We start from the raw sequence: 26,630 nt of genomic DNA on the forward strand, positions 1-26,630 counted from the left end.
GATGCAGTTCGGACGCACCTACGAGGAGTTCGAGGTCGGGGCGACGTACAAGCACTGGCCCGGGAAGACGGTCACGGAGTACGACGACCACCTGTTCTGCCTCCTCACCATGAACCACCACCCGCTCCACATGGACACGAACTACGCCGAGAAGACGACGGACTTCGGCAAGAACGTGGTGGTCGGGAACTACGTCTACTCCCTCCTGCTGGGCATGTCCGTGCCGGACATCTCCGGCAAGGCGATCGCCAACCTGGAGATCGAGTCGCTCAAGCACGTGGCGCCGACCTTCCACGGCGACACCGTGTACGGCCAGACCACCGTGCTCGACAAGTGGCCCTCGAAGTCGAAGAACGACCGGGGCATCGTCCACGTCGAGACCAAGGGCTACAAGCAGGACGGCACGCTGGTCTGCGTCTTCCGCCGCAAGGTGATGGTGCCGACCGAGACGTACATCAAGGAGCGCGGCGGCGAGCAGCCGGGCCGCCCCGAGCTGAAGGAACAGGGGAAGTAGATGAGCCGCCTCGCCCAGACCCACGGCCTCACGGACATCCAGCGGGAGATCCTCTCCACCGTCCGGGACTTCGTGGACAAGGAGATCATCCCGGTCGCGACCGAGCTGGAGCACCGGGACGAGTACCCGCAGGACATCGTGGACGGGCTGAAAGAGCTGGGCCTGTTCGGCCTGATGATCCCGGAGGAGTACGGGGGCCTGGGCGAGTCGCTCCTGACGTACGCACTGTGCGTGGAGGAGATCGCCCGCGGCTGGATGTCGGTGTCCGGCATCATCAACACGCACTTCATCGTGGCGTACATGCTCAAGCAGCACGGCACGCAGGAGCAGAAGGACCACTTCCTGCCCCGTATGGCCGCCGGTGACATCCGGGGCGCCTTCTCCATGTCGGAGCCGGCGCTCGGCTCCGACGTGTCGGCGATCTCCTCGAAGGCGGTGAAGGACGGCGACGAGTACGTCCTGAACGGCCAGAAGATGTGGCTGACGAACGGCGGTACGTCCTCGCTGGTGGCCGTTCTCGTCAGGAGTGACGAGGGTCACCCCGAGGGCACGGCGCCGCACAGGTCGATGACGACTTTCCTGGTGGAGAAGGAGCCCGGTTTCGGCGAGGTCCGCCCCGGTCTCACCATCCCCGGCAAGATCGACAAGATGGGCTACAAGGGCGTCGACACGACCGAGCTCATCATGGACGGCCTGCGCATTCCGGCCGACCGGGTGCTCGGCGGCGTCACCGGCCGAGGTTTTTACCAAATGATGGACGGCGTCGAGGTCGGCCGCGTCAACGTGGCGGCGCGTGGCTGCGGTGTCGCTCAGCGTGCCTTCGAGCTGGGTGTCCAGTACGCCCAGCAGCGTCACACTTTCGGCAAGCAGATCGCCCAGCACCAGGCCATCCAGTTCAAGCTGGCCGAGATGGCTACCAAGGTGGAGGCGGCGCATGCGATGATGGTGAACGCTGCACGCAAAAAGGACTCGGGCGAACGAAACGACCTGGAAGCGGGGATGGCCAAGTACCTCGCCTCCGAGTACTGCAAAGAGGTCGTGGAGGACGCCTTCCGGATCCACGGCGGCTACGGCTTCTCCAAGGAGTACGAGATCGAGCGGCTCTACCGCGAGGCTCCGATGCTGCTGATCGGTGAAGGCACCGCCGAGATCCAGAAAATGATCATCGGCCGCAGGCTGCTCGAAGAGTATCGATTCCAGGGTTAGATGTCCGGATACGGGGTGTTTTCTTGGAGAAGAAGGTCACACCCCGTAGGCACTGTTCGGCCGCCGACTCGGCTTCCTGGCTTACCCAGTTGCGGCTGATAGCCGCTACGATCGCCGGAAAGCCGCCGTCCCCCGTCAGAGCGCGGCATCATCCGCTACGAAGGTCATCCATGCCCCACAGCCAAACCTCTGCACCTCGCGACAGCCTCGCCGGCGTACGCCTCGCGCGCGGAGCATCGCCGTGGCTTCTGCCGACCGTCGCCACCGCAGCCGTCAGCCTGCTCCGCGCCCGCCGCTCGGGCGCGGCCAAGGCCGTCGCCGTCCCCACCACCGCGCTCGCGGCGGGGATGCTGTGGTTCTTCCGCGACCCCGAGCGCGAGATCACCCAGGGCCGGGTCATCTCGCCCGCCGACGGTGTGGTGCAGAGCATCATGCCGTGGAAGGACGGCCGTACCCGCGTCGCGATCTTCATGAGCCCGCTCAACGTCCACGTCAACCGTGCGCCCCTGTCGGGCACGGTGACGTCGGTCGAGCACATTCCCGGTGGCTTCGTTCCCGCCTTCAACAAGGAGAGCGAGAACAACGAGCGGGTGGTGTGGCACTTCGACACCGAGCTCGGTGACATCGAGATGATCCAGATCGCCGGCGCGGTGGCCCGCCGCATCGTCCCGTACGTGCCGCAGGGCACGAAGGTCGAGCAGGGCGAACGGGTCGGCCTGATCCGCTTCGGCTCACGCGTCGATCTCTACCTGCCGGAGGGCGTGGAGGTCGCGGTCGAGGTGGGACAGAAGACGGTGGCTGGGGTGACTCGCATTGACCGTGATTGATCCACAGACCCAGGCCGGGTGGGTGCCCGAGGCCGACGAGGTGGACGACGAGGAGGAGATGCCGCTCTCGCTCCGCCTGTCGATAGCGGACACCCTCACTCTCGGCAACGCCACGTGCGGCTTCATGGCGGTGTACTTCACCACCACCGGCATCCTGATCCCGCACCTGACGGGCAGCGAGGAGTCGGGCATGGCCCGGCACAGCGCGGCCACCGCGGTCATCCTGATGCTCTGCGCGGCGATCTTCGACCTGTTCGACGGGCTCGTGGCACGCAAGCTGCGCAGCTCGCCGATGGGCGCCGAGCTGGACAACCTGTCCGACCTGATCAGCTTCGGGCTGGCGCCGGCGTACTTCGTCCTGGTCTACGGGATGGTCGCGCACGACGCGTATCAGCGGGTCGCGGCGGTGGGCGCGATCGTGGTGCTGCTGGCGGTGGTGCTGAGGCTTGCGAGATTCTCGTGCGTCACCGTGAAGGACGGCACGTTCCAGGGCATGCCCTCGCCGTTCGGTGCGCTGACGGTGGTCTCGATCGTGCTGCTGGAGCTGCCCTTCGTGGCGACGCTCCTGGCCATCATCGGTACGGCCTGGCTGATGGTGAGCCGGGTCGAGTACCCGAAGCCGCGGGGACGCCTCGCGGTGGCGATGCTGTCGTGGATCGTCCTGTCGATGGGCCTGCTGGCCGGCTGGGCGTTCGACGCGCCGAGCGGGCAGCTGCTGCTGCAGACGGGGTGTGCGCTGCAGCTGGTGATGGGCGCGGTGATCCCCCTGTTCGCCACCGCTCGCAGGGTGAACAATTTCCGTGACAATCGGCGGGAGGCGCGAGCGGCACAGTTGCCGTAGCGGCGCGTTGGGAGGGCCCCGGACCTGGTTGGGTTCGGGGCCCTTTCGTTTGCCCGGTGCCCGGCCTCGGTGCGGGCCTCGCTGGGGGCTCCGCCCCCAGACCCCCGGCCTGTGCCCACCCACCGCCCGACTCGGTGGGCTGAAATGGGGCCGCAACAGACCACTCAGCCCGTCCGGCGTTTGAGGACGAGGCCCGTTCAGGGCCGAAGCGGGGGTCCGGGGGCGGCAGCCCCCGGGGGAACGGAATGGGAAGGGGCGGTGGGGGGCGAAACTCTGCTACGCCAGGAAGTCCCGTGCGATGCGCTCCGCGACCCGCTCCAGGATCGGCCCGGCATCGGCGATGCACTTCGCCACGTCCGGCTCCACGTCCGTCAGCGGATACGCCCGCCGGATCCCGGCCCGCCCGAGCGCCTCCGCCGGCAGCGCCAGCCGCCCGCACACCGCGACGACCTCCTTGCCCGCGGCCCGAGCCGCCGCCGCGACACCCGCCGGCGCCTTCCCGTGCAGGGTCTGCTCGTCCAGCGAGCCCTCCCCCGTGATCACGAGCTCGGCCCGCTCCAGCGCCGGCGCGAAGCCCAGCACGTCCAGCATCACCTCGATGCCGGCCCGGAACCGCGCCCCGAGCAGCAGCGCGCCGTAGCCGATACCGCCCGCGGCACCCGCACCCGGCGAGGCCGCGTACTCGGCGGCCCGGACCCCCACCGTTTCCTCCAGCACCTTCGCGAAGTGCGCGAGGGCCGCGTCCAGCGTCTCCACGTCCGCCGGGGAGGCGCCCTTCTGCGGGCCGTAGACGGCCGGGGCGCCCTTGGGTCCGGTCAGCGGATTGTCGACGTCGCTGGCGAGTACCAGCTCGACGTCCGTGAGCCGCGGGTCCAGGCCGGACAGATCGGCCGAGGCGACGTCGGCGAGACCCCCGCCGCCCGGCGCCACCGGCTCGCCGTCCGCGCGCAGGAACCGCGCGCCCAGCGCGGACAGCATCCCCGCGCCGCCGTCCGTGGTCGCACTGCCGCCGACCCCGAACACGATCGTCCGGGCGCCCGCGTCCAGCGCGGCCCGCAGCAGCTCGCCCGAGCCGTACGTGGAGGCGGTCAGCGGAGCCAGGACACCGGCGGGCAGCCGCTGCAGCCCGCTCGCCTCGGCCATCTCCACGACCGCCGTGTCGCCGCGCAGCGCGAACGCCGCGGTCACCTCGTCACCGAGGGGCCCGGCGACCCGCACTTCCCGGCGTTCGAACCCGGCCGCGACCGCCGCGGCCACGGTGCCGTCGCCGCCGTCGGCCACGGGCAGCGCCTCGACGTCGACGTCCGGCACGACCCGGCGCAGCCCGGCCGCGACCCGCTCGGCGACCTCGACGGCCGTCAGCGAACCCTTGAACTTGTCCGCGGCGACGAGCACCCGGCGGGCCCCGTCCACTGCAGCGTCAGCCACCTTGCTCTCCCCTTGCTCTTCGAGCCTTGCGCACGTCAAGGCAGTCGCGCCGCTGCGACCTTAACCGGAGCACACCCTCGCCGTCATGCCCCGACCGCTCCGTGGAACACCCCGCCCGACGGACATACCCTGCCAGGATGACGACGCTCGACTACGCCACGTACATCGCCGGACTCCCCCGCGTACTCGCCGGTGCCGCCGTGCTGTTCCGGGACGCCGCGGGCAGCGTGCTGCTCGTGGAGCCGAACTACCGGGACGGCTGGACCCTGCCGGGCGGGACCATCGAGTCGGACGACGGCGAGACCCCGCGCCAGGGCGCCCGGCGCGAGACCCTCGAGGAGATCGGGCTGGACGTCCCGCCCGGCCGGCTGCTCGCGGTGGACTGGGTGCCGGGTCTCGGCCGGCCGCCGCTGGTGTCGTACGTGTACGACGGCGGGGTCCTCGGCGAGGACGACCTCAAGGCGGTGCGTCTCCAGGAGGAGGAGCTGCTGTCCTGGCGCCTGGTACCGCGCGCCGACCTGGCCGGCCACCTCCTCGGCTCGTTGCACGGACGGGTCCTGGCCGCCCTCGACGTACTGGAGGACGGCTCGGGGACCGCCGAGCTGGAGAACGGTGTCCGGGTCGGCCGGTAGGCGGTCGACGGGTCAGAACAGGGCGTCGGTGAGGCGGTCGATCTGGTCGGGGTCCGACGACCAGCAGTAGAGGACGACCTCGTCGGCGCCGATGTCGCGGAAGGCGTCCACGGCCGCGCGGATCTCCCGGGCGGTCGTGAGCAGGCCCTTCGTCATGTACTCGGCGCGGCCGGTGAACGCGTAGTAGTCGCGCAGAGCGCCCCGGGCCCGGTCCGCCGTGCTGTCGGGGCCGAGGGCGACGCTCGCCTGGGCCACCAGACGCGGCCGGCCGGGGCGGCCGTGCCTGCGCCAGACCGCCTCGACGGCGCGGAACAGGCCGGCCATGTGCTCGGCGGGCAGGGCGGCGCCGAGGAAGCCGTCGCCGAAGCGGCCGACCCGTTCGAGGGCGGCCGGGGCGAAGCCGCCGAACAGCACCTCGGGCCCGCCGGGGGTCGCGGGGCGCGGGCCGATGGCGCCCACGTCCTGTCCGTAGGGCTCGCCCGCCCAGACGCGGCGGAGCAGGGTCATCTGCTCGTCGAGGCGGCGGCCCCGGCGGTGGATGTCGATGCCGGCGGCGAGGCAGTCGTCCTCGCGGCCGCCGACCCCGATGCCGAGGGTGAACCGGCCGCCCGACAGACGGTCGAGGGTCGCGGTCTGCTTGGCGAGGAGCGCGGTGCTGTGCACCGGGGCGATGAGGACCTCGGTCTGCACGCGGATGCGGGACGTGGCGCCCGCGAGGGCCGCGAGGGTGACCAGGGGTTCGGGGTTGTCGTAGACGAGCCGGTCGAGCAGGCCGAGCGTGCTGAAGGGGCCCGCGTCGGCGCGCCGGGCCCAGGTCAGCAGCAGGGCGGGGTCGTCGATGGGAAGGCCGAGGCCGATCTTCATGGGAGTGTCCTCCGGAGGGCATGCCTGACAGTGGCGCCGCCCTTCCATGGCTCCGCGCGGCTGTGCGCGGGCTTGCTCCCGTTCTGCGGCATCGTTCGAGAGAGCGTGTTCTGCAGAGTGCCGCGAGGCTAGTCCGTCCCGCCGGGCGTCGGCAACGCCTTTTCGTCCGTGCCCGCACGGACCGTCCTAGAACAGTGCCGCCCCCGTCGTCCCGCGTTCGAAGTCCAGCAGCCGCTGCTTGCGTTCCAGGCCGCCGCCGTAGCCGGTGAGGCTGCCGCTCGCGCCGATGACGCGGTGGCAGGGGACGATGATGCCGATCGGGTTGCGGCCGTTGGCGAGGCCGACGGCGCGGGAGGCGTTGGGGGTGCCGAGGGCGCCGGCGAGTTCGCCGTAGGTGCGGGTCTCGCCGTAGGGGATCTTCCGGAGCTGGTCCCAGACCGTGCGCTGGAAGGGGGTGCCACGGAGGCGCAGGGGGACGGTGAAGTCCAGCAGGCCGCCGGAGAAGTACGCCTCCAGTTGTTCCTCGGCCTCGGCGAAGGGCCCCTCGGCACGGGCGCCGAAGGTCTCCTCCGGCGGGCGGTGGCGCTGGTCGGTCATGTAGAGGCCGCACAGGACGCCGTCCTCGGCGACCAGGGTGAGCGGGCCGTACGGGCTGTCGATCACGGTGTGCTGTTTCAGGGATGACACGGGTCCGTCCTTACACGGGCAGGAAGTTGATCGGGTGGCTGTCGGTCGCCCACAGGTACTGGACCGCGTACGCCCGCCAGGGCCGCCAGGCCGCCGCGCGTGCGGTGAGCGCCGCCGGGGTCGAGGGCAGGCCCAGCTCCTGTGCGGCGCGGCGGATACCGAGGTCGGTGGGGAGGAAGGCGTCGGGGTCGCCGAGGGCGCGCATCGCGATGACGTCGGCGGTCCAGGGGCCGAAGCCGGGGAGGGCGAGCAGCCGGGCGCGGGTGTCCGCCCGATCGGTCTCGACGCCGAGGTTGAGCGAGCCGTCGGCGAGGTGGCGGACGAGGGTGGTGAAGGTGGTGCGGCGGGTGCGGGGCATCGCCAGCGTGTCCGGGTCCACCTCCGCCAGCGCCCCCGTCGACGGGAACAGGTGGGTCAGGCCGCCCTCGGGGTCGTCCACCGGGTCGCCGTGTGCCGTGACCAGGCGGGCCGCGTGGGTGCGGGCGGCGGCGGTGGAGACCTGCTGGCCCAGGACGGCCCGTACGGCGAACTCCGCCTCGTCGACCGTGCGCGGGACACGGCGGCCGGGCGCCTTGTCGACCAGCGGCGCGAGCAGCGGATCGGTGCGCAGCTGGTCGTCGATGGCCGTCGGGTCGGCGTCCAGGTCGAGCAGGCGCCGGCAGCGGCTGATGGCGACGGTCAGGTCGCGCAGGTCGGTGAGGGTGAGGCGGCAGGCGATGTGGTCGGGGGCGGGAGCGAGGGCGACGACGCCGTGGCCGTACGGGAGGCGCAGGGTGCGGCGGTAGGCGCCGTCCCGCCACTCCTCCACACCGGGTACGGCGGTGGCGGCGAGGTGGCCGAAGAGGTTGTCGGGGTTGAGGGGGGCGCGGAAGGGGAGGCGGAGGGCCAGCGCGCCGCCGGCGGCCTGGTCCGGCCGGTTCTTGGGGGCGCGGCGGGCGCGCAGCTCGCTCGGGGCGAGCGCGAAGACCTCGCGGACCGTGTCGTTGAAGGTGCGGACGGAGGAGAAGCCGGCCGCGAAGGCGATGTCCGCCATCGGCAGCGGGGTCGTCTCGATGAGCAGGCGGGCGGTCTGGGCGCGCTGTGCGCGGGCGAGGGCGAGGGGGCCCGCGCCCAGCTCGGCGAGCAGCTGGCGTTCGATCTGCCGGGTGCTGTAGCCGAGCCGGGCGGCGAGTCCGGGGACGCCCTCGCGGTCCACGATGCCGTCGGCGATCAGACGCATGGCGCGGGCGGTGAGGTCGGCCCGCTGGTTCCACTCCGGGGAGCCGGGGCTGGTGTCCGGGCGGCAGCGTTTGCACGCGCGGAACCCGGCCTGCTGGCAGGCCGCCGCGCTCGGGTAGAAGGTCATGTTCTCGGGCTTGGGCGGCACCACGGGGCAGCTGGGCCGGCAGTAGATGCGGGTGGTCAGGACGGCGGTGAAGAACCAGCCGTCGAAGCGCGCGTCCTTGGACCGGACGGCGCGCACGCAGCGCTCGGTGTCGGTGTGCATTCCCGTCTGCATGCGTCCAGGATGGTCCACTGGACGGATCGGGGCTGGCGAGAATCCGACATGGACCTCACGCTTCCTGGGACCCGCCGGATCGCCATGCGGACTCGCGCAGCAGCCGCAGCCCGTTGAGGCCGACCAGCACGGTAGAGCCCTCGTGCCCGGCGACGCCGAGCGGCAGCGGGAGGTGACCGACGAGGTCCCACAGGACGAGCGCGGTGATGAAGGTGCCGGCGATGACCAGGTTCTGCAGGACCAGCCCGCGGGCGCGCCGGGACAGGCGGACGACCGCGGGTACGGCCGTCAGCTCGTCGCGGACCACGACCGCGTCCGCCGTCTCCAGGGCCAGGTCGGAGCCCGCCCGGCCCATGGCGATCCCGGCGTGGGCCGCGGCGAGGGCGGGGGCGTCGTTGACGCCGTCGCCGACGAAGAGCACCTTGCGGCCGGCCCGCTCCCTCTCCCGAACGGCCTCCACCTTGCCGTCGGGCAGCAGGCCGGCGCGGACGTCGGTGATGCCGGTCGCGTCGGCCACGCGGGCGGCGGCGGACGCGTTGTCGCCGGTGAGCAGGGCGGGGGCGGTGCCGGTGAGGGCGGTGAGCGCCGCGGTGGCCGCGGCGGCGTCGGCACGGAGGCGGTCGGTGAGGGCGAGGGTGCCGAGCGGGGTGCCGTCGCGGGTGACCCGGACGGTGGTCTCGGCGCCCTCGGGTGCCTCGGCGCGGCCGACGTGCACCTCGTGGCCGCCGACGACCGCCGTGACGCCGTGTCCGGGCGTCGCGGTGAAGTCCTGGGCGGGCGCGACGCGCAGGCCGCGGGTGCGGGCGGCGGCGACGATCGCGCGGGCCAGCGGGTGCTCGCTGGGGTGCTCGGCGGCGGCCGCCAGGGCGAGGAGGGCGTCCTCGTCGAGGCCGGAGCCGGGCAGGGGGCGTACGGCGGTCACCTCGGGGGTGCCCTCGGTGAGGGTGCCGGTCTTGTCGAGGGCGGCGGTGTCGATCTCGCCGAGGCGTTCCATGGCGACCGCCGACTTGACGAGGACGCCGTGGCGGCCGGCGTTGGCGATGGCGGACAGCAGGGGCGGCATCGTGGCGAGGACGACCGCGCAGGGCGAGGCGACGATCATGAAGGTCATGGCGCGCAGCAGGGCGTCGGTGAGCTCGGCGCCGAGGGCGAGGGGGATGCCGAAGACCGTGAGGGTGGCGGCCACCACGCCGACCGCGTAGCGCTGCTCGATCTTCTCGATGAACAGCTGCGTCGGCGCCTTGGTGCGGGACGCCTCCTCGACCAGGGTGACGATCCGGGCGATCACCGAGTCGGCGGGGTCGCGGTCGACGCGGACGCGCAGGGCACCGGTGCCGTTGAGGGTGCCGGCGAAGACGTCGTCGCCGGGGCGCTTGAGGACCGGGAGGGACTCGCCGGTGATGGTGGCCTGGTCGACCTCGCCGGTGCCGTCGAGCACCGAGCCGTCGGCGCCGACGCGCTCCCCGGGCCGGACCAGGAGGACGTCGCCGACGGCGAGCTCGGCGGTCGGGACGGTCTCCTCGCGGTCCCCGGTGAGCCGGGTCGCGGTGGTGGGCGCGAGGTCGAGCAGGCCGCGCACGGAGTCGGCGGTGCGGGCGGTGGCCAGGGCCTCCAGGGCGCCGGAGGTGGCGAAGATGACGATCAGCAGGGCGCCGTCGAGGACCTGCCCGATGGCCGCCGCGCCGAGCGCCGCGACGATCATCAGCAGGTCGACGTCCAGGGTTTTCTCGCGCAGTGCGCGCAGGCCCTCGAGTGCGGGTTCCCAGCCGCCGGCGGCGTAGGCGGCCGCGTAGAGCGGGCCGTACGTCCAGGCGGGGGCGCCGCCGAGGTCCAGGGGGAGCGCCGCGAGGAAGGCGAGCAGCGACGCGAGGGCCCAGCGTGCCTCGGGCAGGGCGAGGACGCGGGTGCGGCGGGCGGGCGCCGGCCCGGCGGGCGAGGAGACGGGGGTAGGAGCGAGGGTCGTGGACACGCGGCCACCATACAGGAACACATGAAGACCCATTCATTCATTCATCCGTTCATGCGTACGGGTGGGTGCGTAAGATGACCGGCATGGGTCATGGAGCCGCCACCACCGCGCAGGACGCAGTCGAGCGTGTGCGCCTGGACGCGGACAACGTCGCCAAGGTCGCCACCACGCTCCAGGCCCTGTCCACGCCCTCCCGGCTGCTGATCCTCGCGCGGCTGCGCGAAGGCCCGCTGCCGGCCACGGAGTTGGCGGCGGAGGTCGGCATGGAGCAGTCGGCCTGCTCCCACCAGCTGCGCCTGCTGCGGAATCTGGGGCTCGTGGTGGGTGAGCGGCGCGGCCGGTCGGTGGTGTACGCGCTGCACGACCACCATGTCGCCGAGCTGCTCGACCAGGCCGTCTACCACGTGGAGCATCTGCGGCTGGGAATCAGCGACGCCTCTGAGTGAGCAGCCGCCGCATGTCCTCGGCGGCGCGTACGGCCGCGTCCGCGCAGCAGTTGTTGAACAGCACGTGCAGCTCGTCCGTCTGCCGGGCCGCGCGCCGCAACCTCGGTACCCAGGCGGCGAGTTCGGCCACGTCGTAGTCGTGCCGGAAGCGGTCCTCCTTGCTGCCCCTCCCCCACGCCGGGCTGCGGCCGTGGAACCGCACGACGGCGAGCGCGCGGCGGGTGACCGGCACGACGGGCGGCAGGGAGCCGGGCAGGCCCTGGGCCATGTCCACGCCGACGGCGGTGGCGCCGAGGCCCGTGAGCAGCGCCGCGGTGCCGTCCGCCCGGTGCGGCGCCCACCAGTCCGGGTGGCGGAACTCCACGGCGAGGGGCCTGCACCCCGTGCGCCGCGCACAGTCCCGGAGGGTGTCCTCCGCCTCCGGGCCCGGTGCGAACCAGGGCGGGAACTGGAACAGCAGCGTGCCGAGCCGTCCGGCCGCCCGCAGCGGTTCGACGGCGTCGGTGAACCGTCCCCACACCTCGTCGAGGAGCGCCGCGCCCGCCCGCCCGCGCCGCAGCAGGCCGCGCTCCTCGCCGCCGAGGCCGTCCCGCAGGTCGGCCGGGAGGGCCTCGGGACGGGTGGGGTGACCGGTCAGCAGCGAGAAGGCCTTCACGTCGAAGCGGAAGCCGTCCGGCGTGCGCTCCACCCACAGCTCGCTGTTGCGGCGGCTCGGCAACGCGTAGTACCCCGCGTCCACTTCGACGACGGGCAGCCGTGAGGCGTAGTGCCGCAGCCGCCCCTCGGCGTCCCGCCGTCCGCGTGGATACCAGCCGCTCGCGAGGAGTTGCCGGTCCGTCCACGAGCATGCCCCGACCAGAACGTCACCCATGGGAGCCCGGTTACCCCGGGCTCCCGGTTCGATCCGGTCCGATCCGGGTCTACTCGGTCGCCGTGGGCCGCCGCGAGGCCGCCATCGCGTCGCGCACGTCGGTGAGCGGGCGCAGCCGGTAGGTGTACGTGTAGTCCCGGTCGGCGAACAGCTTGAACTCGTCGTGCGTGTGCGCGCCCCAGCTGTTGTCGCCGCCCACACCCATCTGGCGGTGGTTCAGGCGCAGCACGACCTCGTCGCGCGGGGTGAGCTGGTAGTCGTGGCGCACGCCGGCCGACAGGTCCTCCGGTGTGAAGTGGGACGCGTTGGCCTCCAGCAGGGGTTCTCCGGAGGCGAGCAGGCCCGCTCCGCGGGAGTCGGTGAGCGCGATCCAGCGGACGTCGGTCTTGTTGCCGTTCTCCTGCGGGCGGATGTAGGAGGTCCACTGCTCGGCGACGGTCCCGGAGTACAGGCCGACGTCGGAACCGGTGTTGCGGTCCCAGTAGTTCTCGTCGGGGCCGCGGCCGTAGTAGTGCAGCCGGTCCAGGCGGCCGGGCAGCAGGAGCAGGGTGCCGACCTCCGGGATGTAGGGCAGGTTCGCGGCACCGGGGTGCAGGGTGTTGTCGACCTTGATCTCGGCGTTGCCGAACACCGTGTAGGTGGTGGTGTACGTCGACTCGGTCGTGGTCGGCAGGGTGCCGCTGACCCTGATCTCGACGGCCCGGTCGCCCAGGGCCCGCACGACGACGTCGGTCACGGTGCGGCGGGCGCCGGCGTCGCGCCAGGTCTGGTTGCGGGTGTGCTGGCCGTTGCCCTTGTCGTTGTCGGTGGGCGCCCGCCAGAAGTTGGGCACGGGCCCGGAGGTGATCAGGCGGGTGCCGCCGGCCTCGTACGAGGTGATGGTGCCGCTGCGCTTGTCGACGGTGACGGAGAAGCCCTTGCCGCGCACGGTGACGTCCTGGTCGCGGTCGTCGTGGCGCAGGGTGGGGACGCTCTCCAGGCGTACGGGGGTGACGGCCGGGCTGCCGGCGTCCAGCGGGAGCTGCTGCCGGGCCACCTCGAAGCCCGCCTCGGCCCACGGCGTGGCGTCCTTGGTGGTGAAGGAGAGCTGGAGGAAGTACTCGGTGCCCGGGTCCGGGTCGTCCGGCAGGCGTACGGGGACGGTGATGTCCTTGCCGGACATCGGCGGGACGTTCAGCTGGTCGCGGGTGAGTCTGCCGTGCCGTACGACCTTGCCGTCGGCGACCAGTTCCCACCGGGCGTCGAACTCGCGGAGGTCGGTGAACAGGAACTCGTTGGTGAGGGTGACGGCTCCCGGTGCGCCGCCGGGGGTGGGGGCGGCGTTGACCGCCTGGTAGACGCGCTTGACCTCGGTGGCCTTGCCGGTGTGGCCGCGGTCGGCGGTGATGATGCCGTCGGCGACGAAGGCGCCGTCGTTGGGGTTGTCGCCCCAGTCGCCGCCGTAGGCGAGGAAGGTCTTGTCCTTCGGCCGCTTCGTCGCGGTCTTCACGGTGGCCGCGTCGAACCAGAACCGCACGCCGTCGTCGCCGGGTCCGCGCCCGTCGGAGGCCAGTTCGGCGCCGGCGAGGGCACGGGCGTAGACGCGGGCGCGGCGGACGGTGCCGCTGAACTCGCGGGTCTGGGCGTCGGCGTCGGTGGCCAGGGAGAGCGGCGCGGTGTTGCTGCTGGGGCGCCGGTCGGTGGTGCGGGTGGCCTTCACCTCGCCGTCGACGTACAGGGTCAGGGTGCCGGCGTCCGCGTCGAAGACGCCCGCGATGTGGTGTTCGCGGCCGGTCCAGTCGTCCGGCACGGCCCAGGTCGCGGTGATCCACTGACCGGCCGAGTGGATGAAGAACTCCAGCTTGCGGTCGGTCTGCTTGAGCGCGTACTGGGTGTCGCCCTTGGCGAGGATGGGCTGGTGGTAGCCGGTGACGTGCGGGGTGACCCAGGCCTCCAGGGTCAGGGAGCCGGTGAGGTCGAGGCTGTCGTGGCGCTCGAAGACGGTGATGCCGGACAGGCCCTTGTCCCGGTCGAGGGTGCCGCGGGTGGCGAGGATCTCGCCGCGCAGCCCGGCCGGGCCGGACTCGGTCAGCAGGGTGCGGGCCGGGACGGGCGTGTACAGGGACTGGTCGACGAAGTCCCAGATCCAGCCGCCCTGCAGGACGTCGTACCGGCGGACGATGTCCCAGTACTTCTTGAAGTTGCCGGTGGAGTTCCCCATCGAGTGGGCGTACTCGATCATGACGTAGGGCCGGGTGTCGGAGGTGTCCTTCGCGCGCTGCTCGACGCGCTGCGGGCTGTCGTACATCTCCGAGCGGATGTCGCTGATGCCGGGGCGGTCGTCGCCCTCGTACTGGATGACGCGGGTGTCGTCGTAGGAGCGGATCCAGTCGTGCATGGCGGTGAAGGTGCTGCCGCCGCCGGCCTCGTTGCCGAGGGACCAGATGACGACGCAGGCGTGGTTCTTGTCGCGGTGGACCATGTTCTGGGCGCGGGCCACGCAGGCGGCGGTCCAGTCGGGGTGGTCGCCCGGGTACTGGCCGCGGATGCCGTGGGTCTCGAGGTTGGTCTCGTCGACGAGGTAGAGGCCGTACTCGTCGGCCAGTTCCAGCCAGTACGGGTTGTTGGGGTAGTGCGAGGTGCGGACGCTGTTGACGTTCATCCGCTTGATGATCTTGATGTCCTCGACCATGTCCTCGCGGGTCAGCGCCGTGCCGCGGACCGGGTGCATCTCGTGCCGGTTGGTGCCGCGGAAGGAAACGGGCCTGCCGTTGATCCGCATCAGCCCGTCCTTGAGGGCGAACTCGCGGAACCCGACCCGGTGGGAGAGGGTCTCCACGACCTTGCCGGACGGGTCGCGCAGGCGCAGGACGGCGGTGTAGAGGTTCGGGTGCTCGGCCGACCACAGCTTCGGCGCCGGTACGGCCTTGGCCGCGCGTACGGTGACGTCCTCGCCGGCGCGGACCGTGCCGAGGTCGGCGGGCTGCTGGAGCGGCCGGGACCAGACGGCGTGGCCGCGGGCGTCGTACAGCTGGGTCTCCACCGTGTACCGCCCGGCGTCGCCGCCGCCGTAGGAGCGCACGCTCGCGGTGACCTTCAGCTCGGCGTCGGTGTAGGTGCCGTTCAGCGGGGTGTCCAGCTTGAAGTCGCGCAGGTGCACGGCCGGGGCGGAGTAGAGGTAGACCGAGCGGAAGATGCCGCTCAGCCGGATCATGTCCTGGTCTTCCATCCAGTCGCCGTCGGAGTAGCGGTAGACCTCCACCGCGATCTGGTTGGTGCCCGGTTTCAGGTGGTCGGTGATGTCGTACTCGGACGGGGTGTAGGAGTCCTCGTCGTAGCCGACCAGTTCGCCGTTGATCCACACGTAGTGCGCGGACTTGACGCCCTCGAAGTGCAGGAAGGTGCGGCGGCCCGTCCAGTCGCGGGGCACGGTGAAGGTGCGCCGGTACTGGCCGACCGGGTTGTAGCGGGTCGGCGCGGCGGGGGGCTGCGGGTCCTCGCCGAGGCCGTTGGGTCCCCAGTACGGGTAGGTGATGTTCAGGTAGATCGGGAAGTCGTGGCCGTGCGTCTGCCAGACGGACGGGACCGGGATGGTGTCCCAGTCGCTGTCGTCGGTGTCGGTGCGGTGGAAGTCGGCGTCCCGGTCGTCGGGGCGGTCGGCGTAGGCGAACTTCCAGGTGCCGTCGAGGCTCAGCCGGTAGGGCGAGCGGGTGCGGTCGCCGGCCAGGGCCTGTCTCACGTCCGCGTACGGCATGAGCGTGGCGTGCGGCGGCTCGGTGCCGAGCCGGAAGACGCCGAAGTCGTTCCACTCGGGGGTTTCGTCGGCCCCCGCACGTCGGCCGGCCGCGAGCGCGGTGACCGGCGACGCGGACAGGGCGAGCGCGCCGAGGAGGGCGGCGCCGCCCTCCAGGAGACGGCGGCGGCTGACGACCGGGCGGGGGCGGGGGGCCGGGATACCGGCGGGTGACACGGGCGAGTGCGGCATGACCGTGGCCTTCCGTGTGGCTTCGGGGGCGGCTCAACGCACGGTGCTGCACCGGCTGTCGGCGGTGGTACGGGTGCCAACTGCCGGTGATGGAGCGGCTACCGGATCAGAGTCACCCTAGGACTCGAACACAACCGAATCAATTACCCCGTCGGACTTTGTTGGTTCCTGATGGATGGTGCCGGCCCCCGCCCGGCGCGCGGCCCGGGTCAGAACACGACGCGGTCATGGGTGGTCAGGCGCCGGTCGTCGCCCAGGACGTGGAAGGCGAGGCCGGCCGGCTGGTAGCGGTCGGCGGGGAGGTCGCCCTGCCCGGGCATGCGCAGGGTCCAGGTGACGGCCGGCGCGACGATCAGGGGGCGGGCGGCGAAGACCGAGGCGGCCTCCGTCGCAGGGTCCAGGTGACGGCCGGCCCGACGATCAGGGGGCGGGCGGCGAAGACCGAGGCGGCCGCCGTGTGGGCGTGGCCGGTCAGGACGGCGACGATCTGGGGGTGCGCGTCGAGCAGGGCGGCCGGCCGCTCGGGGGTCTCGAGCATTCCCGCACCGGGCAGGGGGTGGCGGAGCTCGACCGGCGGCTGAGGGAAGGCGATCAGCGCCGGGGTGTCCCGCGGCAGTCCGGCGAGCCGGGTGTCGACCCGGTCGAGCGTCTCGGCGTCGAGGCGCCCTTCGGCGCGGCCGGGGATGGTGAAGTCGCACATCGGGACGGCGGTCCCGCCGACGTGATGGATCCGGTCGACCGGGGACGCGCCCGGGCTGTCGGGCCGCAGGAGCGGTGCAAGCCGTCCTGCGGCAACCGCGCCCGGGCGGCCCGCCACTACCGTCGCCGGTGCCCGGGCACCGACGACGGCGGCACCGCTTCGTGAAGGCGCTCAGGCGGCCTGGACCCCGGCGACGCCCGCCTCGATCACGAACGACTTGTCGGTGCGGACCGGGGCGTCGGGGCGGGTGACCCGGTCGATCACCCGGTAGTCGGCGGTGTACCGGTCCCTGGACACGGTGCAGCGCACGTACCCGCGGCGGTCGCTGTAGTACTTCAGGTGCGGGTTCTCGTCCCAGTAGACCCGGCCGGGGTCGTGGGAGCCCGTGCCGTCACCGTTCGAGGTGATCGACGTGGTGACGAACTCGGTGCCCAGCAGCCGGGTCTCGGGGCGCTCGAAGTCGCGCCGCAGGTCGTTGGTCCAGTTGGTGTGCACGTCGCCGGTGAGCACCACGAAGTTGTCGATGCGGCGCTCCTCCACGTAGCCGAGGACCCGGTCGCGGGAGACACGGTAGCCGTCCCAGCCGTCGTTGTAGCCGCCGTCGTCCGGTCCGGCGAGGGCATCCCAGTTGGCGAAGTAGATCTGCTGCGGGACCACGTTCCAGGTGGACCGCGAGCGGGACAGGCTGCGCTCCAGCCAGGCGTGCTGCTCGTCGCCGAGGATGGTGGCCTTCGGGTCCCACTGCTCGGGGCCGGAGACCTGCCACTTGTCGCCGTACGGCTGGTCGGTGCGGTACTGGCGGGTGTCGAGGACGCTGAAGGTCGCGGTGGAACCGAACTCCAGCCGCCGGTACAGCGGCAGTGCCGTGTCCACCGGCTTGCGGAGGCGGCGCAGCGGCATGTGCTCCCAGTAGGCCTGGTAGGCGGCCCTGCGGCGGGCGGCGAAGTGGGCGGTGGTGTCGTTGCCCTGGGCGGGGTCGCCGTTCTCGGGGGTCAGGCCGGCGTAGTTGTTGTCGGTCTCGTGGTCGTCCCAGGTGACGACGAACGGGGCCGTCGCGTGCAGCAGCCTGAGGTCGGGGTCCGTCTTGTACTGGGCGTGCCGCCGGCGGTACTCGTCGAGGGTGTTCATCTCGTCACCGGCGTGCGTGCGGACCTTGCCGTTGGCTCCGGCCGCGTACTCGTACAGGTAGTCACCCAGGTGGAAGACGACGTCCGGGCGTTCCTCGGCCATGTGCCGGTACGCCGTGAACCAGCCCTGTTCCCAGTTCGCGCAGGACGCGAAGGCGAACTCGACGGTGGGCGCGGTGCCCGGTGCCGGTGCCGTGCGGGTGCGGCCGACCGGGGAGAGCGCGTTGCCGGCGCGGAAGCGGTAGTAGTACTCGTGGTGCGGCAGCAGACCCCGCACGTCGACGTGGACGGTGTGCGCCTCCTCGGGCCGGGCGTGCTCCACGCCGCGCCGGACGACCTTCCGGAACCGCTCGTCGAGGGCGACCTCCCACCGCACCGGGACGGGGCGGCGCGGCATGCCGCCGTCGGGGCCGAGCGGCTCGGGGGCGAGGCGGGTCCACAGCACGACGGCGTCGGGGAGGGGATCGCCGGACGCGACCCCGAGCTGGAAGGGGTCGCCGGGGACGCGTACCGGGGCGGCGGCGACGGGTGCGGCGCCGGTGCCGAGCAGCACCGCACCGGCGCCGGCGGCGCCCGCGAGTCCGAGGAACCCCCTTCTCCTCAGGGGGCTGCGGGAGTTGCGGGAGCTGTCCGTGCTGATGCGCGGCGTGGTCATCGAACCTCCAGAGGACGGTGGCCGGACGACAACCAGGCAAAGGGCACCGGATGAACCGCGACTGCTGCCCCCGTGGACCGCACTTGACCGTTACATGTCGAGCGGGCCGGTCGTGGGGCGGGCCGGTGACACGGGGACCGGAGGTGCGCGCGGCTCCCTCAGCCGGTCCGTGCGGCGAACGCCTCGTACGCCCGGGCGTCGAACAGGACGAACCGTGCCTCCGTCACCGACGTCTCGGTGCCGCGCACCGTCTCGACGGCGATACGGGCCGCGTCGTCCAGGGGCCAGCGGTAGACGCCCGTGGAGACGGCCGGGAAGGCGACCGTGCGGGCGCCCAGTTCGTCGGCGACCCGGAGGGACTCGCGGTAGCAGGAGGCGAGGAGGTGGGAGCGGTCCTCGGTGGCAGACCAGACCGGGCCGACCGTGTGGATCACCCAGCGGGCGTCCAGGTTGCCCGCGGTGGTGGCGACCGCCCGGCCGGTGGGCAGGCCCTTGCCGAGGTGGCCGGCGCGGAGCTCGCGGCAGGCCTCCAGGATCGCGGGGCCGCCGCGCCGGTGGATGGCGCCGTCGACGCCGCCGCCGCCGAGCAGGGAGGAGTTGGCCGCGTTGACGATCGCGTCGGCGCTCTGGCGGGTGATGTCGCCCTGGACCAGCGTGATGGTGGTCATGTCTGCCTCAGTCTCCGCCAGACGGCCTTCGCCGCGTTGTGTCCGGACATGCCGTGCACCCCGGGGCCGGGCGGGGTGGCCGACGAGCAGATGAAGACGGCCGGGTGCGGGGTGGCGTACGGGTTCAGGGAGAGCTTGGGGCGCAGCAGGAGCTGGAGCCCGGAGACCGCGCCGGAGGCGATGTCCCCGCCGACGTAGTTGGCGTTGCGGGCGGCGATCTCGGGCGGGCCCGCCGTCGCGCGGGCGAGGACGCGGTCGCGGAACCCGGGGGCGAAGCGCTCCAGTTGGCGTTCGACCGCGTCCGTGAGGTCGCCGTTCCAGCCGTTGGGCACGTGTCCGTACGCCCAGAAGACGTGCTTGCCGGCCGGGGCGCGGGTGGGGTCGACGACGCCGGGCTGCACGGTGATGAGGAACGGCCGGTCGGGCGCGCGGTCGGTGCGTGAGGCGGCGTGCAGGGCGGTGCCGATCTCCGTGCTGTCGGCGCCGACCTGCACCGTGCCGGCGGTGCGGGGCGCCTCGGCCGTCCACGGGACCGGGCCGTCCAGCGCGTAGTCGATCTTGAAGACGCCGGGGCCGTACCGGTAGTGCTCGTAGTAGTTGCCCAGGCCGGCGATGCGGGCCAGGGCCGTGGGCGAGGTGTCGAAGACGTACGCGCGCGCCGGCGGCAGGTCGTCGAGGCGCTTGACCTCGTAGTCGGTGTGGACCGTGCCGCCGAGGTCGGTGAGGTACGCGGCGAGCGCGTCGGAGACGGCCTGGGAGCCGCCGCGGGCCACGGGCCAGCCGCGGGCGTGGGCGGCGAGGGCGAAGACCAGCCCGATGGCGCCGGTGGCGAAGCCGCCGAGCGGGGCCATGACGTGCGCCACGAGCCCGGCGAAGAGGGTCCTCGCCCTCTCGTCCCGGAAGCGGCGCATCAGCCACGTCGACGGGGGCAGTCCGACCAGGCCGAAGCGGGCGAGGGTGACCGGGTCGCGGGGCAGCGCGGTGAGCGGCAGGGACATGAAGTCGCGGGCCAGCGTGTCCCACCGGGGCAGGAAGCGCTCGACCAGTCTGCGGTACGTGCCCGCGTCGCGCGGGCCGAAGGAGGCGGCGGTCTCGCCGACCGACCGGGACAGCACGGCGGCCGAGCCGTCGGGGAACGGGTGCGCCATGGGCAGCTCGGGGTGCAGCCACCGCAGGCCGTACCGCTCCAGGGGCAGGGCGCGGAACGCGGGTGAGTTGATGCCGAGCGGGTGCGCCGCCGAGCACGGGTCGTGGCGGAAGCCGGGGAGGGTCAGCTCCTCCGTGCGGGCGCCGCCGCCCACGGTGTCCCGCGCCTCGAAGACGGCGACGGAGAAGCCGCGGCGGGCCAGCTCCACGGCAGCCGTCAGTCCGTTCGGTCCCGCACCCACCACGACCGCATCGAGCATCGACGGCACCTTCGGACTCCTTCGTCAGCCGATGGCCACTCGGGGTCAGGATATGCCGGGCACCGGCACACCCCCTTGGCGGGTGACGGCCGGGCGGCCCGGCCGCTGCCAGGACCTGTCGTTCGGATCAGGCGGTCTCCCCCGCGAGCAGCGCCACCACCCGCCGGGCCGTGGCCGCGTCGCGGGCCGCGGTGAACGGCAGGTCGTTGTCACCGGTGATGCGGAAGGGTTCGCCCGTGCGGGTCAGGTGGGTGCCGCCCGCCTCCTCGACCAGGAGGAGCCCCGCGGCGTGGTCCCAGGCCGCCTCCCAGGAGAACGCCGTGGCGTCGGACTCGCCGCGCGCGACGGCGAGGTATTCGAGGCCCGCCGAGCCGCAGGCACGGGGTGCCACGCCCGGGGTGCGCAGGCCGAGCAGGGCGCGCTTCTGCTCGTCCGTCGTGTAGTCCGGGTGGGAGGTGGCCACCCGCAGGTCGTGCCCGGGCTCGGGCGGCCCGGCGTAGAGCCGCTCGCCGTCCAGGAAGGCGCCCCGGCCCCGGACGGCCGTGGCGAGCTGGTCGTGGGCGGGCGCGTAGGTCCAGGAGGCGTGCACCACCCCGTGGTGCGCCAGGGCGACCAGCGTGCAGAAGCCGGAGTCGCCGTGCACGAACTGCCGCGTCCCGTCGACGGGATCGACGATCCACACCGGCGCCTCGCCGCGGATCGCCTCGTACGAGGCGGGGTTGGCGTGCACCGCCTCCTCGCCGACCACGACCGAACCGGGCAGCAGGGCGACCAGCGCCTCCGTCAGATACCGCTCGGCCTTCCGGTCGGCGTCCGTCACCAGGTCGTGCGGCCCGGACTTCTGGTCGACCTCGTGGGCCGCGAGCCGGCGCCAGCGGGGCATGATCTCCTGGGCGGCCGCCTTGCGGACGGCCTCCTCCACGTCGTCGGCGTGCCGGGCGAGAAACTCGTCGATGGTTTCGTTGTTCTCGATCATGACTCCATGAGAGCACGCGCCACTGACAATCCTCGTCCGGGTGGTGCACTCCGGGTGGAATCGGCGTGAACACGTGGTGGGTCTCAGCGACCCACCGCGTACCCCTGTGCGCCGCGCGGGTTCGCCGCCGCGGACAGCATCCCGGTCCGCGGGTCCCGGGCGACGGCGCACAGGCGCCCCTCCGACCAGGGGTCGCCGACGGTGACGTCGTGGCCGCGGCGCCGCAGCTCCTCGACGACCTCCGCGGGCGTCCGGGACTCCACGGTGACGCTTCCCGCCCGCATGCCGCGCGGGAAGAAGGAGCCGGGGAAGCTGTCGTTGTGCCAGTTCGGGGCGTCGATGGCGCCCTGGAGGTCGAGGCCGCCGCGCACCTGTGCGCGCAGGGCGACCGCCAGGAAGAAGTGCAGCTGCCACTGGTCCTGCTGGTCCCCGCCGGGGGTGCCGAACGCCATGACGGGCACCCCGTCGCGCAGGGCGAGGGACGGGGTGAGGGTGGTGCGCGGCCGGCGGCCCGGGGTGAGTGAGTTCGGCAGGCCCTCCTCCAGCCAGGTCATCTGCAGGCGGGTGCCGAGCGGGAAGCCGAGTTCGGGCACGACCGGGTTGGACTGGAGCCAGCCGCCGCTGGGCGTGGCCGAGACCATGTTGCCCCAGCGGTCCACGACGTCGAGGTGGCAGGTGTCGCCACGGGTGCCGCCGTCGGCGTCGACGGCGGGCTCACCGGGCACCGGGGAGGCCGGGCTCTTGGCGACGGTCGGCTCGCCGACTCCCAGGGCGTCGAAACCCTCCCCCTCGACGGCCGCCACGCTCGCGCGGGCGCTGAGCCGCGGGGTGCGCCCGCCCGGCCCGCCGGGTCGCAGCTCGAAGGAGGCCTTGTCCCCGACGAGCTCGCGCCGGGCCGCGTTGTACGAGGGCGACAGCAGGTCGGCGAGCGGCACGTCGGCCGCGCCGTCGGCGTCCCCGTACCAGGCCTCCCGGTCGGCCATGGCGAGCTTGCAGCCCTCGACCAGCAGGTGGACGTAGTCGGCGGAGCCGTACCGGGGCAGCTCGGGCGGGAGCAGCGCCAGCTGCTGGAGCAGGACGGGGCCCTGGCTCCAGGGGCCGGCCTTGCACACGGTCCAGCCGTTCCAGTCGTACGTCGCCGGTGCCTCGTAGGACGCGGACCAGCCGGCGAGGTCGGCGGCCGTCAGGGTGCCGGTGTGGCGCCGGCCGCTGGTGTCCCTGGTGGGACGGGCGGCCTGCCGTACGAACGCCTCGGCGACGAACCCGGTGCGCCAGACCTCCCGGGCCGCCTCGATCTCCGCCTCCCGGTCGCCCGCCGTGGAAACGGCCTCGGCGAGAAGCCGCTTCCACGTGGCGGCGAGGGCGGGGTTGCGGAACAACTCGCCCGGGCGGGGCGGCCGTCCGCCGGGCAGGTAGATCTCCGCCGAGGAGGTCCACTCCGTCTCGAACAGCTCGCGGACGGTCTCGACCGTCTCCGTGAAGCGCTCCACGGGCGGGTGCCCGTGCTCGGCGTAGCCGATGGCGTACTTCAGTACGTCGGCGAGGTGCTTGGTGCCGTGGTCGCGCAGCAGGAGCATCCAGGCGTCGAAGGCGCCGGGCACGGCGGCGGCGAGCGGGCCGGTGCCGGGCACGAGGTCCAGGCCGAGTCCCCTGTAGTGGGCGACCGTCGCACCGGCGGGGGCGACGCCCTGCCCGCACAGCACCCGCACCTCGCCGCCCGCCGGCGCGAGGAGTATCGGCACCTCTCCGGCGGGCCCGTTGAGGTGCGGTTCGACGACGTGCAGGACGAACGCACCGGCCACGGCGGCGTCGTAGGCGTTGCCGCCGTCCTCCAGTACCGCCATCGCCGACTGGGACGCCAGCCAGTGGGTGGAGGCCACCATGCCGAAGGTGCCCTGGAGGGTGGGTCGGGTGGTGAACATGGGCCTCTCACCTCTCGGTCGGGCAGCATCGAGCCAGCAGGCTATCGAGCGTCCCGCGTCCCTGCTCCCCCGCCCCGACGCTTCCGCTCCGGCTCCGGCGGCTCACGCGTCTCCCCGCACCACCGTGGCCGGCACCGCCCGGCGGCAGCCCAGGAGGCCCGCGGTGAGCTCGTCGCGGTCGAGGTCGCGGCCGATGAAGACAACCTTGCCGGTACGCGGCTCCCGGCCCCAGGAGGAGGCGGACCGCAGCTCGAACATCCGGTGCACGCCCTGGAGGACGAAGCGGCGGGGGTGGTCGTCCAGCGCCACGATGCCCTTGAGCCGGTACAGGTCGCCGCCCCGACGCTCCAGCAGCTCCCCCAGCCACTTCTCCAGCGCCGCCCGGTCCAGGGCTCCGTGGAGCTCGACACCGACCGAGGCGACGCCGGGGTCGTGGTGGTGGTCGCGCTCGTCCAGCCAGCCGGGGTCGACGGCCATGGTGTGGGACAGATCGAAGGCGCCGATCCCGAGAACGGCCGCCAGGTCGACGTCGGCGTGGCTGGAGGTGATGATCCCGGCGGTGGCGTTGATGCCCCGCAGCCGGGTCTCCAGGGCGCGGACGTGCTCCTCGTCCACGAGGTCGACCTTGTTGAGGACGATCCGGTCGGCGAACGCGATCTGGTCGACGACCTGGTGGCCGACCCCGTCGCCGGTGGCCGCGTCGAGGTGGTCGGTGACGTGCTTGGCGTCGACGAGGGTGACGATGGCGTCGAGTGCGTAGTGCGCGGCGACGTCGTCGTCCACGAAGAAGGTTTGGGCGACCGGGTTGGGGTCGGCCATGCCGCTGGTCTCGATGAGGACCCGGTCCACGCGGTCGCGCCGGCGGAGGCTGCCGAGGATGTCGATCAGGTCGGTGCGGGCGGTGCAGCACAGGCAGCAGCCGTTCGACATCTCGAAGATCTCCTCGTCGGAGTTGACGACGAGGTCGCTGTCGATCGGGATGTCACCGAACTCGTTCTCGACGACCGCGATGCGCTGTCCGTGCTGCGCGGTGAGGATGTGGTTGACGAGGGTGGTCTTCCCGGCTCCGAGGAAGCCGGTCAGGACGGTCACCGGAATCTTCTCGCTGCTGTTCATACGTGTCCTCCGGTAGGAGAGTCGGTGGTGTCCCCGGGGCCCTGCCAGCGGGGGAACACCCCGTGCTCGATGCCGAACTGGTCGAGGATCCGTCCGGTCACATGGGCGAGCAGGTCGTCGAGCGAGGCGGGGCGGTGGTAGTACGCGGGCACGGGCGGCAGGACGACGGCGCCCGCCTCCGTCACCGCGACCATGTTCCGCAGGTGGATCAGGCTGAGCGGGGTCTCGCGGGTGGCGAGGACGAGCCTGCGCCGCTCCTTCAGGCAGACGTCGGCGGCCCTGGTCAGCAGGTCGTCGCCGTAGCCGTGGGCGATCGCCGCGAGGGTCTTCATCGAGCACGGCACGACGGCCATGCCCATGGTCGGGCAGGAGCCCGAGGCGATGTCCGCGGCGATGTCGCCGCGCCGGTGGGACACGTCGCACAGGGCCGCTACGTCGGCGGGGCGCAGGCCGGTCTCCAGCTCGACGGTGCGGTGCGCGGCCCGGGACATCACCAGGTGGGTCTCCACCGTGCCGAGGGCGCGGAGCGCGGTGAGCAGGTGGACCGCGAGCTGCGGCGCGCTCGCGCCGGTGATCCCCACGATCAGCCGGGGCCGCCGGGCGGGGGCGGGGCCCGGCTCGTCACCCCCGTGCACGGGCCGCCGCCTCGCGCGTGCCCGGACAGTGGAGGCCGGCGCGGGCGACGAGCCGTTCGGCGCGTTCCTGTGCCTCGTCCACGGCCGCCCGCTCGTCGACGCGCAGGCAGCGTCCGTGCCGGTAGACGATCTCCCCGTCGATGATCGTGACGACGACGTCGGATCCCCGGGCGGAGTAGACGAGGGTGCTCTCCAGGTCGTGCAGCGGACGCAGGTGCGGCCGTTCCAGGTCCACGACGACGAGGTCGGCGAGGCGTCCGGCTGCCAGGACGCCCGCGTCGATCCCGGCGTAGCGGGCGCCGTCCCGGGTCGCCATCTCCAGTGCGTCGCGGGCCCGGGCGGCGGTCGGGTCGAGGGTGCGCAGCCGCTGGGCGAACACCGCCTGCTTCATGCACTCGAACATGTCCTGCCGGTGCCCGCAGCTCGGCCCGTCGGTGCCCAGCGCCACCGTGGCGCCCCTGTCGCGCAGGTCGCGCAGTCGCAGGGTGCCCGAGGCGAGGTAGGCGTTGGACGCGGGGTTGTGCGCGATGCCCGCCCCCGCCGTCGCGACCTGGGTGATCTCCTCGTCGTCGAGCCAGACGGCGTGGGCCAGGGTGGCGCGCTCGTCGAGCAGGCCTTCCGCCGCCAGCCACCTCACCGGCCGGACGCCGTAGGTCTCCACGTAGCTGCGTGGGTCGTCGCCGCCCTCGCAGCAGTGGGTGTGCCAACGGGTGCCGAGCTCCGCGGCGAGTGCCGCGCTCGCCCGGACGAGATCCTGGTCGACGTAGGTGAGGTTGAGCGGGGCCGGCCAGATCTCGACCTTCGATCCGGGTGGACGGCGCCGCACGGCGTCCCGGGTGATGTCCAGTTCCTCCTTCGCGGAGTACCGGAACAGGGCCTCGGGCTGGCCGCGCCGGGCGGCGAGCGGTGTCCGTTCGCCCACGATGCCGCGTGCCACGGCTCCGCGGAGTCCGGACTGCTCGACGGCCGCGGCGACCGCCAGGGTGGTCGACAGGCCGGTGGGCGCGTAGTGGTTGTCGACGACCGTCGTGATGCCCGCCCGGATGGCCTCCACGGCGGCGAGCCGGGCACCGGCCACCGCGTCCTCGCCGGTGACGGCGATGGAGCAGGGCCACATGAACTCGCACAGCCACGGCACGATCGACATGCCCTCGCCGAGGCCGCGGACGAGGGCCTGGTAGAGGTGGGTGTGGCCGTCGACGAAGCCGGGCAGTACGGCCCGGCCGCGGCAGTCGAGCACGGTGGGGGCCCGCCAGTCGGCCATGTCCCGCTCGGAGCCCACCGCGACGATCCGGTTGCCGGTGACGGCCACGGCGCCGGTCGGGTGGATCGTGTGGTGTTCGTCGACGGTGACGACCGCTCCGCCGGTGAGCAGCAGATCGCAGTGCCGGTCGTTCGCGGGGGATGACGCAGGAGACATGCCGCTCCCTTTCCTGGGCGGCGGGGGCCGCCCCGTGCCGTGGGCGAACGGGGTCCTCTCCGGCCGGGAGGCGGGCTCGCGGCCGGAGACGCCGAACGGTTGCCCTTGACGGGAGGTCACCGGCGGGTGCGGCGGGGGCCCTGGGCCGTCCGCCTGCCCAAAACATGTAACGCAGCACGGATGATCGGTGTCAAGAGCCCCGTCGCCGCTCGCGGCCCGCACCGCCCTTGATTTCCCGGCCTGTTGAACAGCCCGCCC

The 26,630-nt window shown here is 72.9% G+C and carries 22 protein-coding genes; 6 read left to right on the forward strand and 16 right to left on the reverse strand.

The window, feature by feature from the left end:
- The first annotated feature begins 1 nt into the window (after position 1).
- The 4 genes from ACIRG6_RS15465 to pssA all read left to right on the forward strand — a co-directional run bounded on the left by ACIRG6_RS15465 (position 2) and on the right by pssA (position 3,388).
- Positions 2-514 (forward strand): MaoC family dehydratase, encoded by a 513-nt coding sequence (locus ACIRG6_RS15465; protein ID WP_043377938.1) that lies wholly within the window; start codon positions 2-4, stop codon positions 512-514.
- Positions 515-1,720, forward strand: a complete 1,206-nt coding sequence (locus tag ACIRG6_RS15470) for an acyl-CoA dehydrogenase family protein (RefSeq protein WP_318215181.1) — start codon at positions 515-517, stop codon at positions 1,718-1,720. It begins immediately after the preceding gene.
- A 170-nt stretch (positions 1,721-1,890) separates the two neighbouring features.
- The gene (locus ACIRG6_RS15475; protein WP_239764961.1) at positions 1,891-2,547 is read left to right on the forward strand and encodes a phosphatidylserine decarboxylase; all 657 of its coding nucleotides are present in this window, start codon (positions 1,891-1,893) and stop codon (positions 2,545-2,547) included.
- A gap of 22 nt (positions 2,548-2,569) precedes the next feature.
- Positions 2,570-3,388, forward strand: a complete 819-nt coding sequence (gene pssA / locus ACIRG6_RS15480; protein WP_225637618.1) for a CDP-diacylglycerol--serine O-phosphatidyltransferase — start codon at positions 2,570-2,572, stop codon at positions 3,386-3,388.
- Between the two features lie 276 nt (positions 3,389-3,664).
- Here the strand turns inward: pssA and ACIRG6_RS15485 are convergent, their stop codons facing one another.
- The gene (locus ACIRG6_RS15485; RefSeq protein WP_364682909.1) at positions 3,665-4,801 is read right to left on the reverse strand and encodes a glycerate kinase; all 1,137 of its coding nucleotides are present in this window, start codon (positions 4,799-4,801) and stop codon (positions 3,665-3,667) included.
- A gap of 152 nt (positions 4,802-4,953) precedes the next feature.
- On the opposite strand from ACIRG6_RS15485, the gene ACIRG6_RS15490 reads away from it, so the two are divergent.
- The gene (locus tag ACIRG6_RS15490; RefSeq protein WP_364682840.1) at positions 4,954-5,448 is read left to right on the forward strand and encodes an NUDIX hydrolase; all 495 of its coding nucleotides are present in this window, start codon (positions 4,954-4,956) and stop codon (positions 5,446-5,448) included.
- A 12-nt stretch (positions 5,449-5,460) separates the two neighbouring features.
- Here the strand turns inward: ACIRG6_RS15490 and ACIRG6_RS15495 are convergent, their stop codons facing one another.
- The 4 genes from ACIRG6_RS15495 to ACIRG6_RS15510 form a co-directional block, all read right to left on the reverse strand.
- A complete protein-coding gene (locus ACIRG6_RS15495; RefSeq protein WP_364823530.1) occupies positions 5,461-6,312 on the reverse strand; it encodes an LLM class flavin-dependent oxidoreductase in 852 nt (283 codons plus the stop codon).
- A gap of 186 nt (positions 6,313-6,498) precedes the next feature.
- Positions 6,499-6,990 (reverse strand): methylated-DNA--[protein]-cysteine S-methyltransferase, encoded by a 492-nt coding sequence (locus ACIRG6_RS15500; RefSeq protein WP_318216380.1) that lies wholly within the window; start codon positions 6,988-6,990, stop codon positions 6,499-6,501.
- Between the two features lie 19 nt (positions 6,991-7,009).
- The gene (locus tag ACIRG6_RS15505; RefSeq protein ID WP_364682844.1) at positions 7,010-8,497 is read right to left on the reverse strand and encodes an AlkA N-terminal domain-containing protein; all 1,488 of its coding nucleotides are present in this window, start codon (positions 8,495-8,497) and stop codon (positions 7,010-7,012) included.
- Positions 8,498-8,552: 55 nt separating this feature from the next.
- Positions 8,553-10,499, reverse strand: coding sequence for a heavy metal translocating P-type ATPase (locus ACIRG6_RS15510; protein WP_403322929.1), 1,947 nt, complete (start codon positions 10,497-10,499; stop codon positions 8,553-8,555).
- Positions 10,500-10,549: 50 nt separating this feature from the next.
- Between ACIRG6_RS15510 and ACIRG6_RS15515 the strand changes: the two genes are divergently transcribed.
- A complete protein-coding gene (locus ACIRG6_RS15515) occupies positions 10,550-10,912 on the forward strand; it encodes an ArsR/SmtB family transcription factor (protein WP_239764355.1) in 363 nt (120 codons plus the stop codon).
- Here ACIRG6_RS15515 and ACIRG6_RS15520 read toward each other — a convergent pair.
- The 11 genes from ACIRG6_RS15520 to ACIRG6_RS15570 form a co-directional block, all read right to left on the reverse strand.
- Entirely contained in the window at positions 10,893-11,783 is an 891-nt protein-coding gene (locus ACIRG6_RS15520; protein WP_403322931.1) for a DUF72 domain-containing protein, read from the reverse strand. The two genes, ACIRG6_RS15515 and ACIRG6_RS15520, sit on opposite strands and share 20 nt — an antisense overlap.
- 49 nt (positions 11,784-11,832) lie before the next feature.
- Positions 11,833-15,747, reverse strand: coding sequence for a glycoside hydrolase family 2 TIM barrel-domain containing protein (locus ACIRG6_RS15525; protein ID WP_403322934.1), 3,915 nt, complete (start codon positions 15,745-15,747; stop codon positions 11,833-11,835).
- Between the two features lie 352 nt (positions 15,748-16,099).
- Positions 16,100-16,447 carry a metallophosphoesterase family protein gene (locus ACIRG6_RS15530; protein ID WP_403322937.1) on the reverse strand — a complete coding sequence of 116 codons (348 nt, stop codon included), beginning with the start codon at positions 16,445-16,447 and terminating at the stop codon, positions 16,100-16,102.
- A 171-nt stretch (positions 16,448-16,618) separates the two neighbouring features.
- Positions 16,619-18,229 carry an alkaline phosphatase D family protein gene (locus ACIRG6_RS15535; RefSeq protein WP_403322939.1) on the reverse strand — a complete coding sequence of 537 codons (1,611 nt, stop codon included), beginning with the start codon at positions 18,227-18,229 and terminating at the stop codon, positions 16,619-16,621.
- A gap of 158 nt (positions 18,230-18,387) precedes the next feature.
- The gene (locus ACIRG6_RS15540) at positions 18,388-18,897 is read right to left on the reverse strand and encodes an O-acetyl-ADP-ribose deacetylase (RefSeq protein WP_364682854.1); all 510 of its coding nucleotides are present in this window, start codon (positions 18,895-18,897) and stop codon (positions 18,388-18,390) included.
- Positions 18,894-20,303: a phytoene desaturase family protein gene (locus ACIRG6_RS15545; protein WP_364682856.1), complete on the reverse strand. Its 1,410-nt coding sequence runs from the start codon at positions 20,301-20,303 to the stop codon at positions 18,894-18,896. Before ACIRG6_RS15545 ends, ACIRG6_RS15540 begins: the two co-directional genes overlap by 4 nt.
- A gap of 127 nt (positions 20,304-20,430) precedes the next feature.
- Positions 20,431-21,279, reverse strand: a complete 849-nt coding sequence (locus ACIRG6_RS15550) for an inositol monophosphatase family protein (protein ID WP_364823537.1) — start codon at positions 21,277-21,279, stop codon at positions 20,431-20,433.
- A gap of 83 nt (positions 21,280-21,362) precedes the next feature.
- On the reverse strand, positions 21,363-23,201 hold the full coding sequence (locus ACIRG6_RS15555) for a gamma-glutamyltransferase family protein (RefSeq protein WP_364682860.1): 1,839 nt from the start codon (positions 23,199-23,201) through the stop codon (positions 21,363-21,365).
- 102 nt (positions 23,202-23,303) lie between these two features.
- Entirely contained in the window at positions 23,304-24,317 is a 1,014-nt protein-coding gene (locus ACIRG6_RS15560) for a CobW family GTP-binding protein (RefSeq protein ID WP_364682862.1), read from the reverse strand.
- Entirely contained in the window at positions 24,314-24,952 is a 639-nt protein-coding gene (locus ACIRG6_RS15565) for a UbiX family flavin prenyltransferase (RefSeq protein WP_364682864.1), read from the reverse strand. The genes ACIRG6_RS15560 and ACIRG6_RS15565 overlap by 4 nt, the downstream gene beginning before the upstream one ends.
- Positions 24,939-26,372, reverse strand: a complete 1,434-nt coding sequence (locus tag ACIRG6_RS15570; RefSeq protein ID WP_403322941.1) for an amidohydrolase family protein — start codon at positions 26,370-26,372, stop codon at positions 24,939-24,941. The genes ACIRG6_RS15565 and ACIRG6_RS15570 overlap by 14 nt, the downstream gene beginning before the upstream one ends.
- Positions 26,373-26,630: the final 258 nt, after the last annotated feature.

The organism is Streptomyces flaveolus (assembly GCF_044765825.1).
Taxonomy (GTDB): domain Bacteria; phylum Actinomycetota; class Actinomycetes; order Streptomycetales; family Streptomycetaceae; genus Streptomyces; species Streptomyces flaveolus.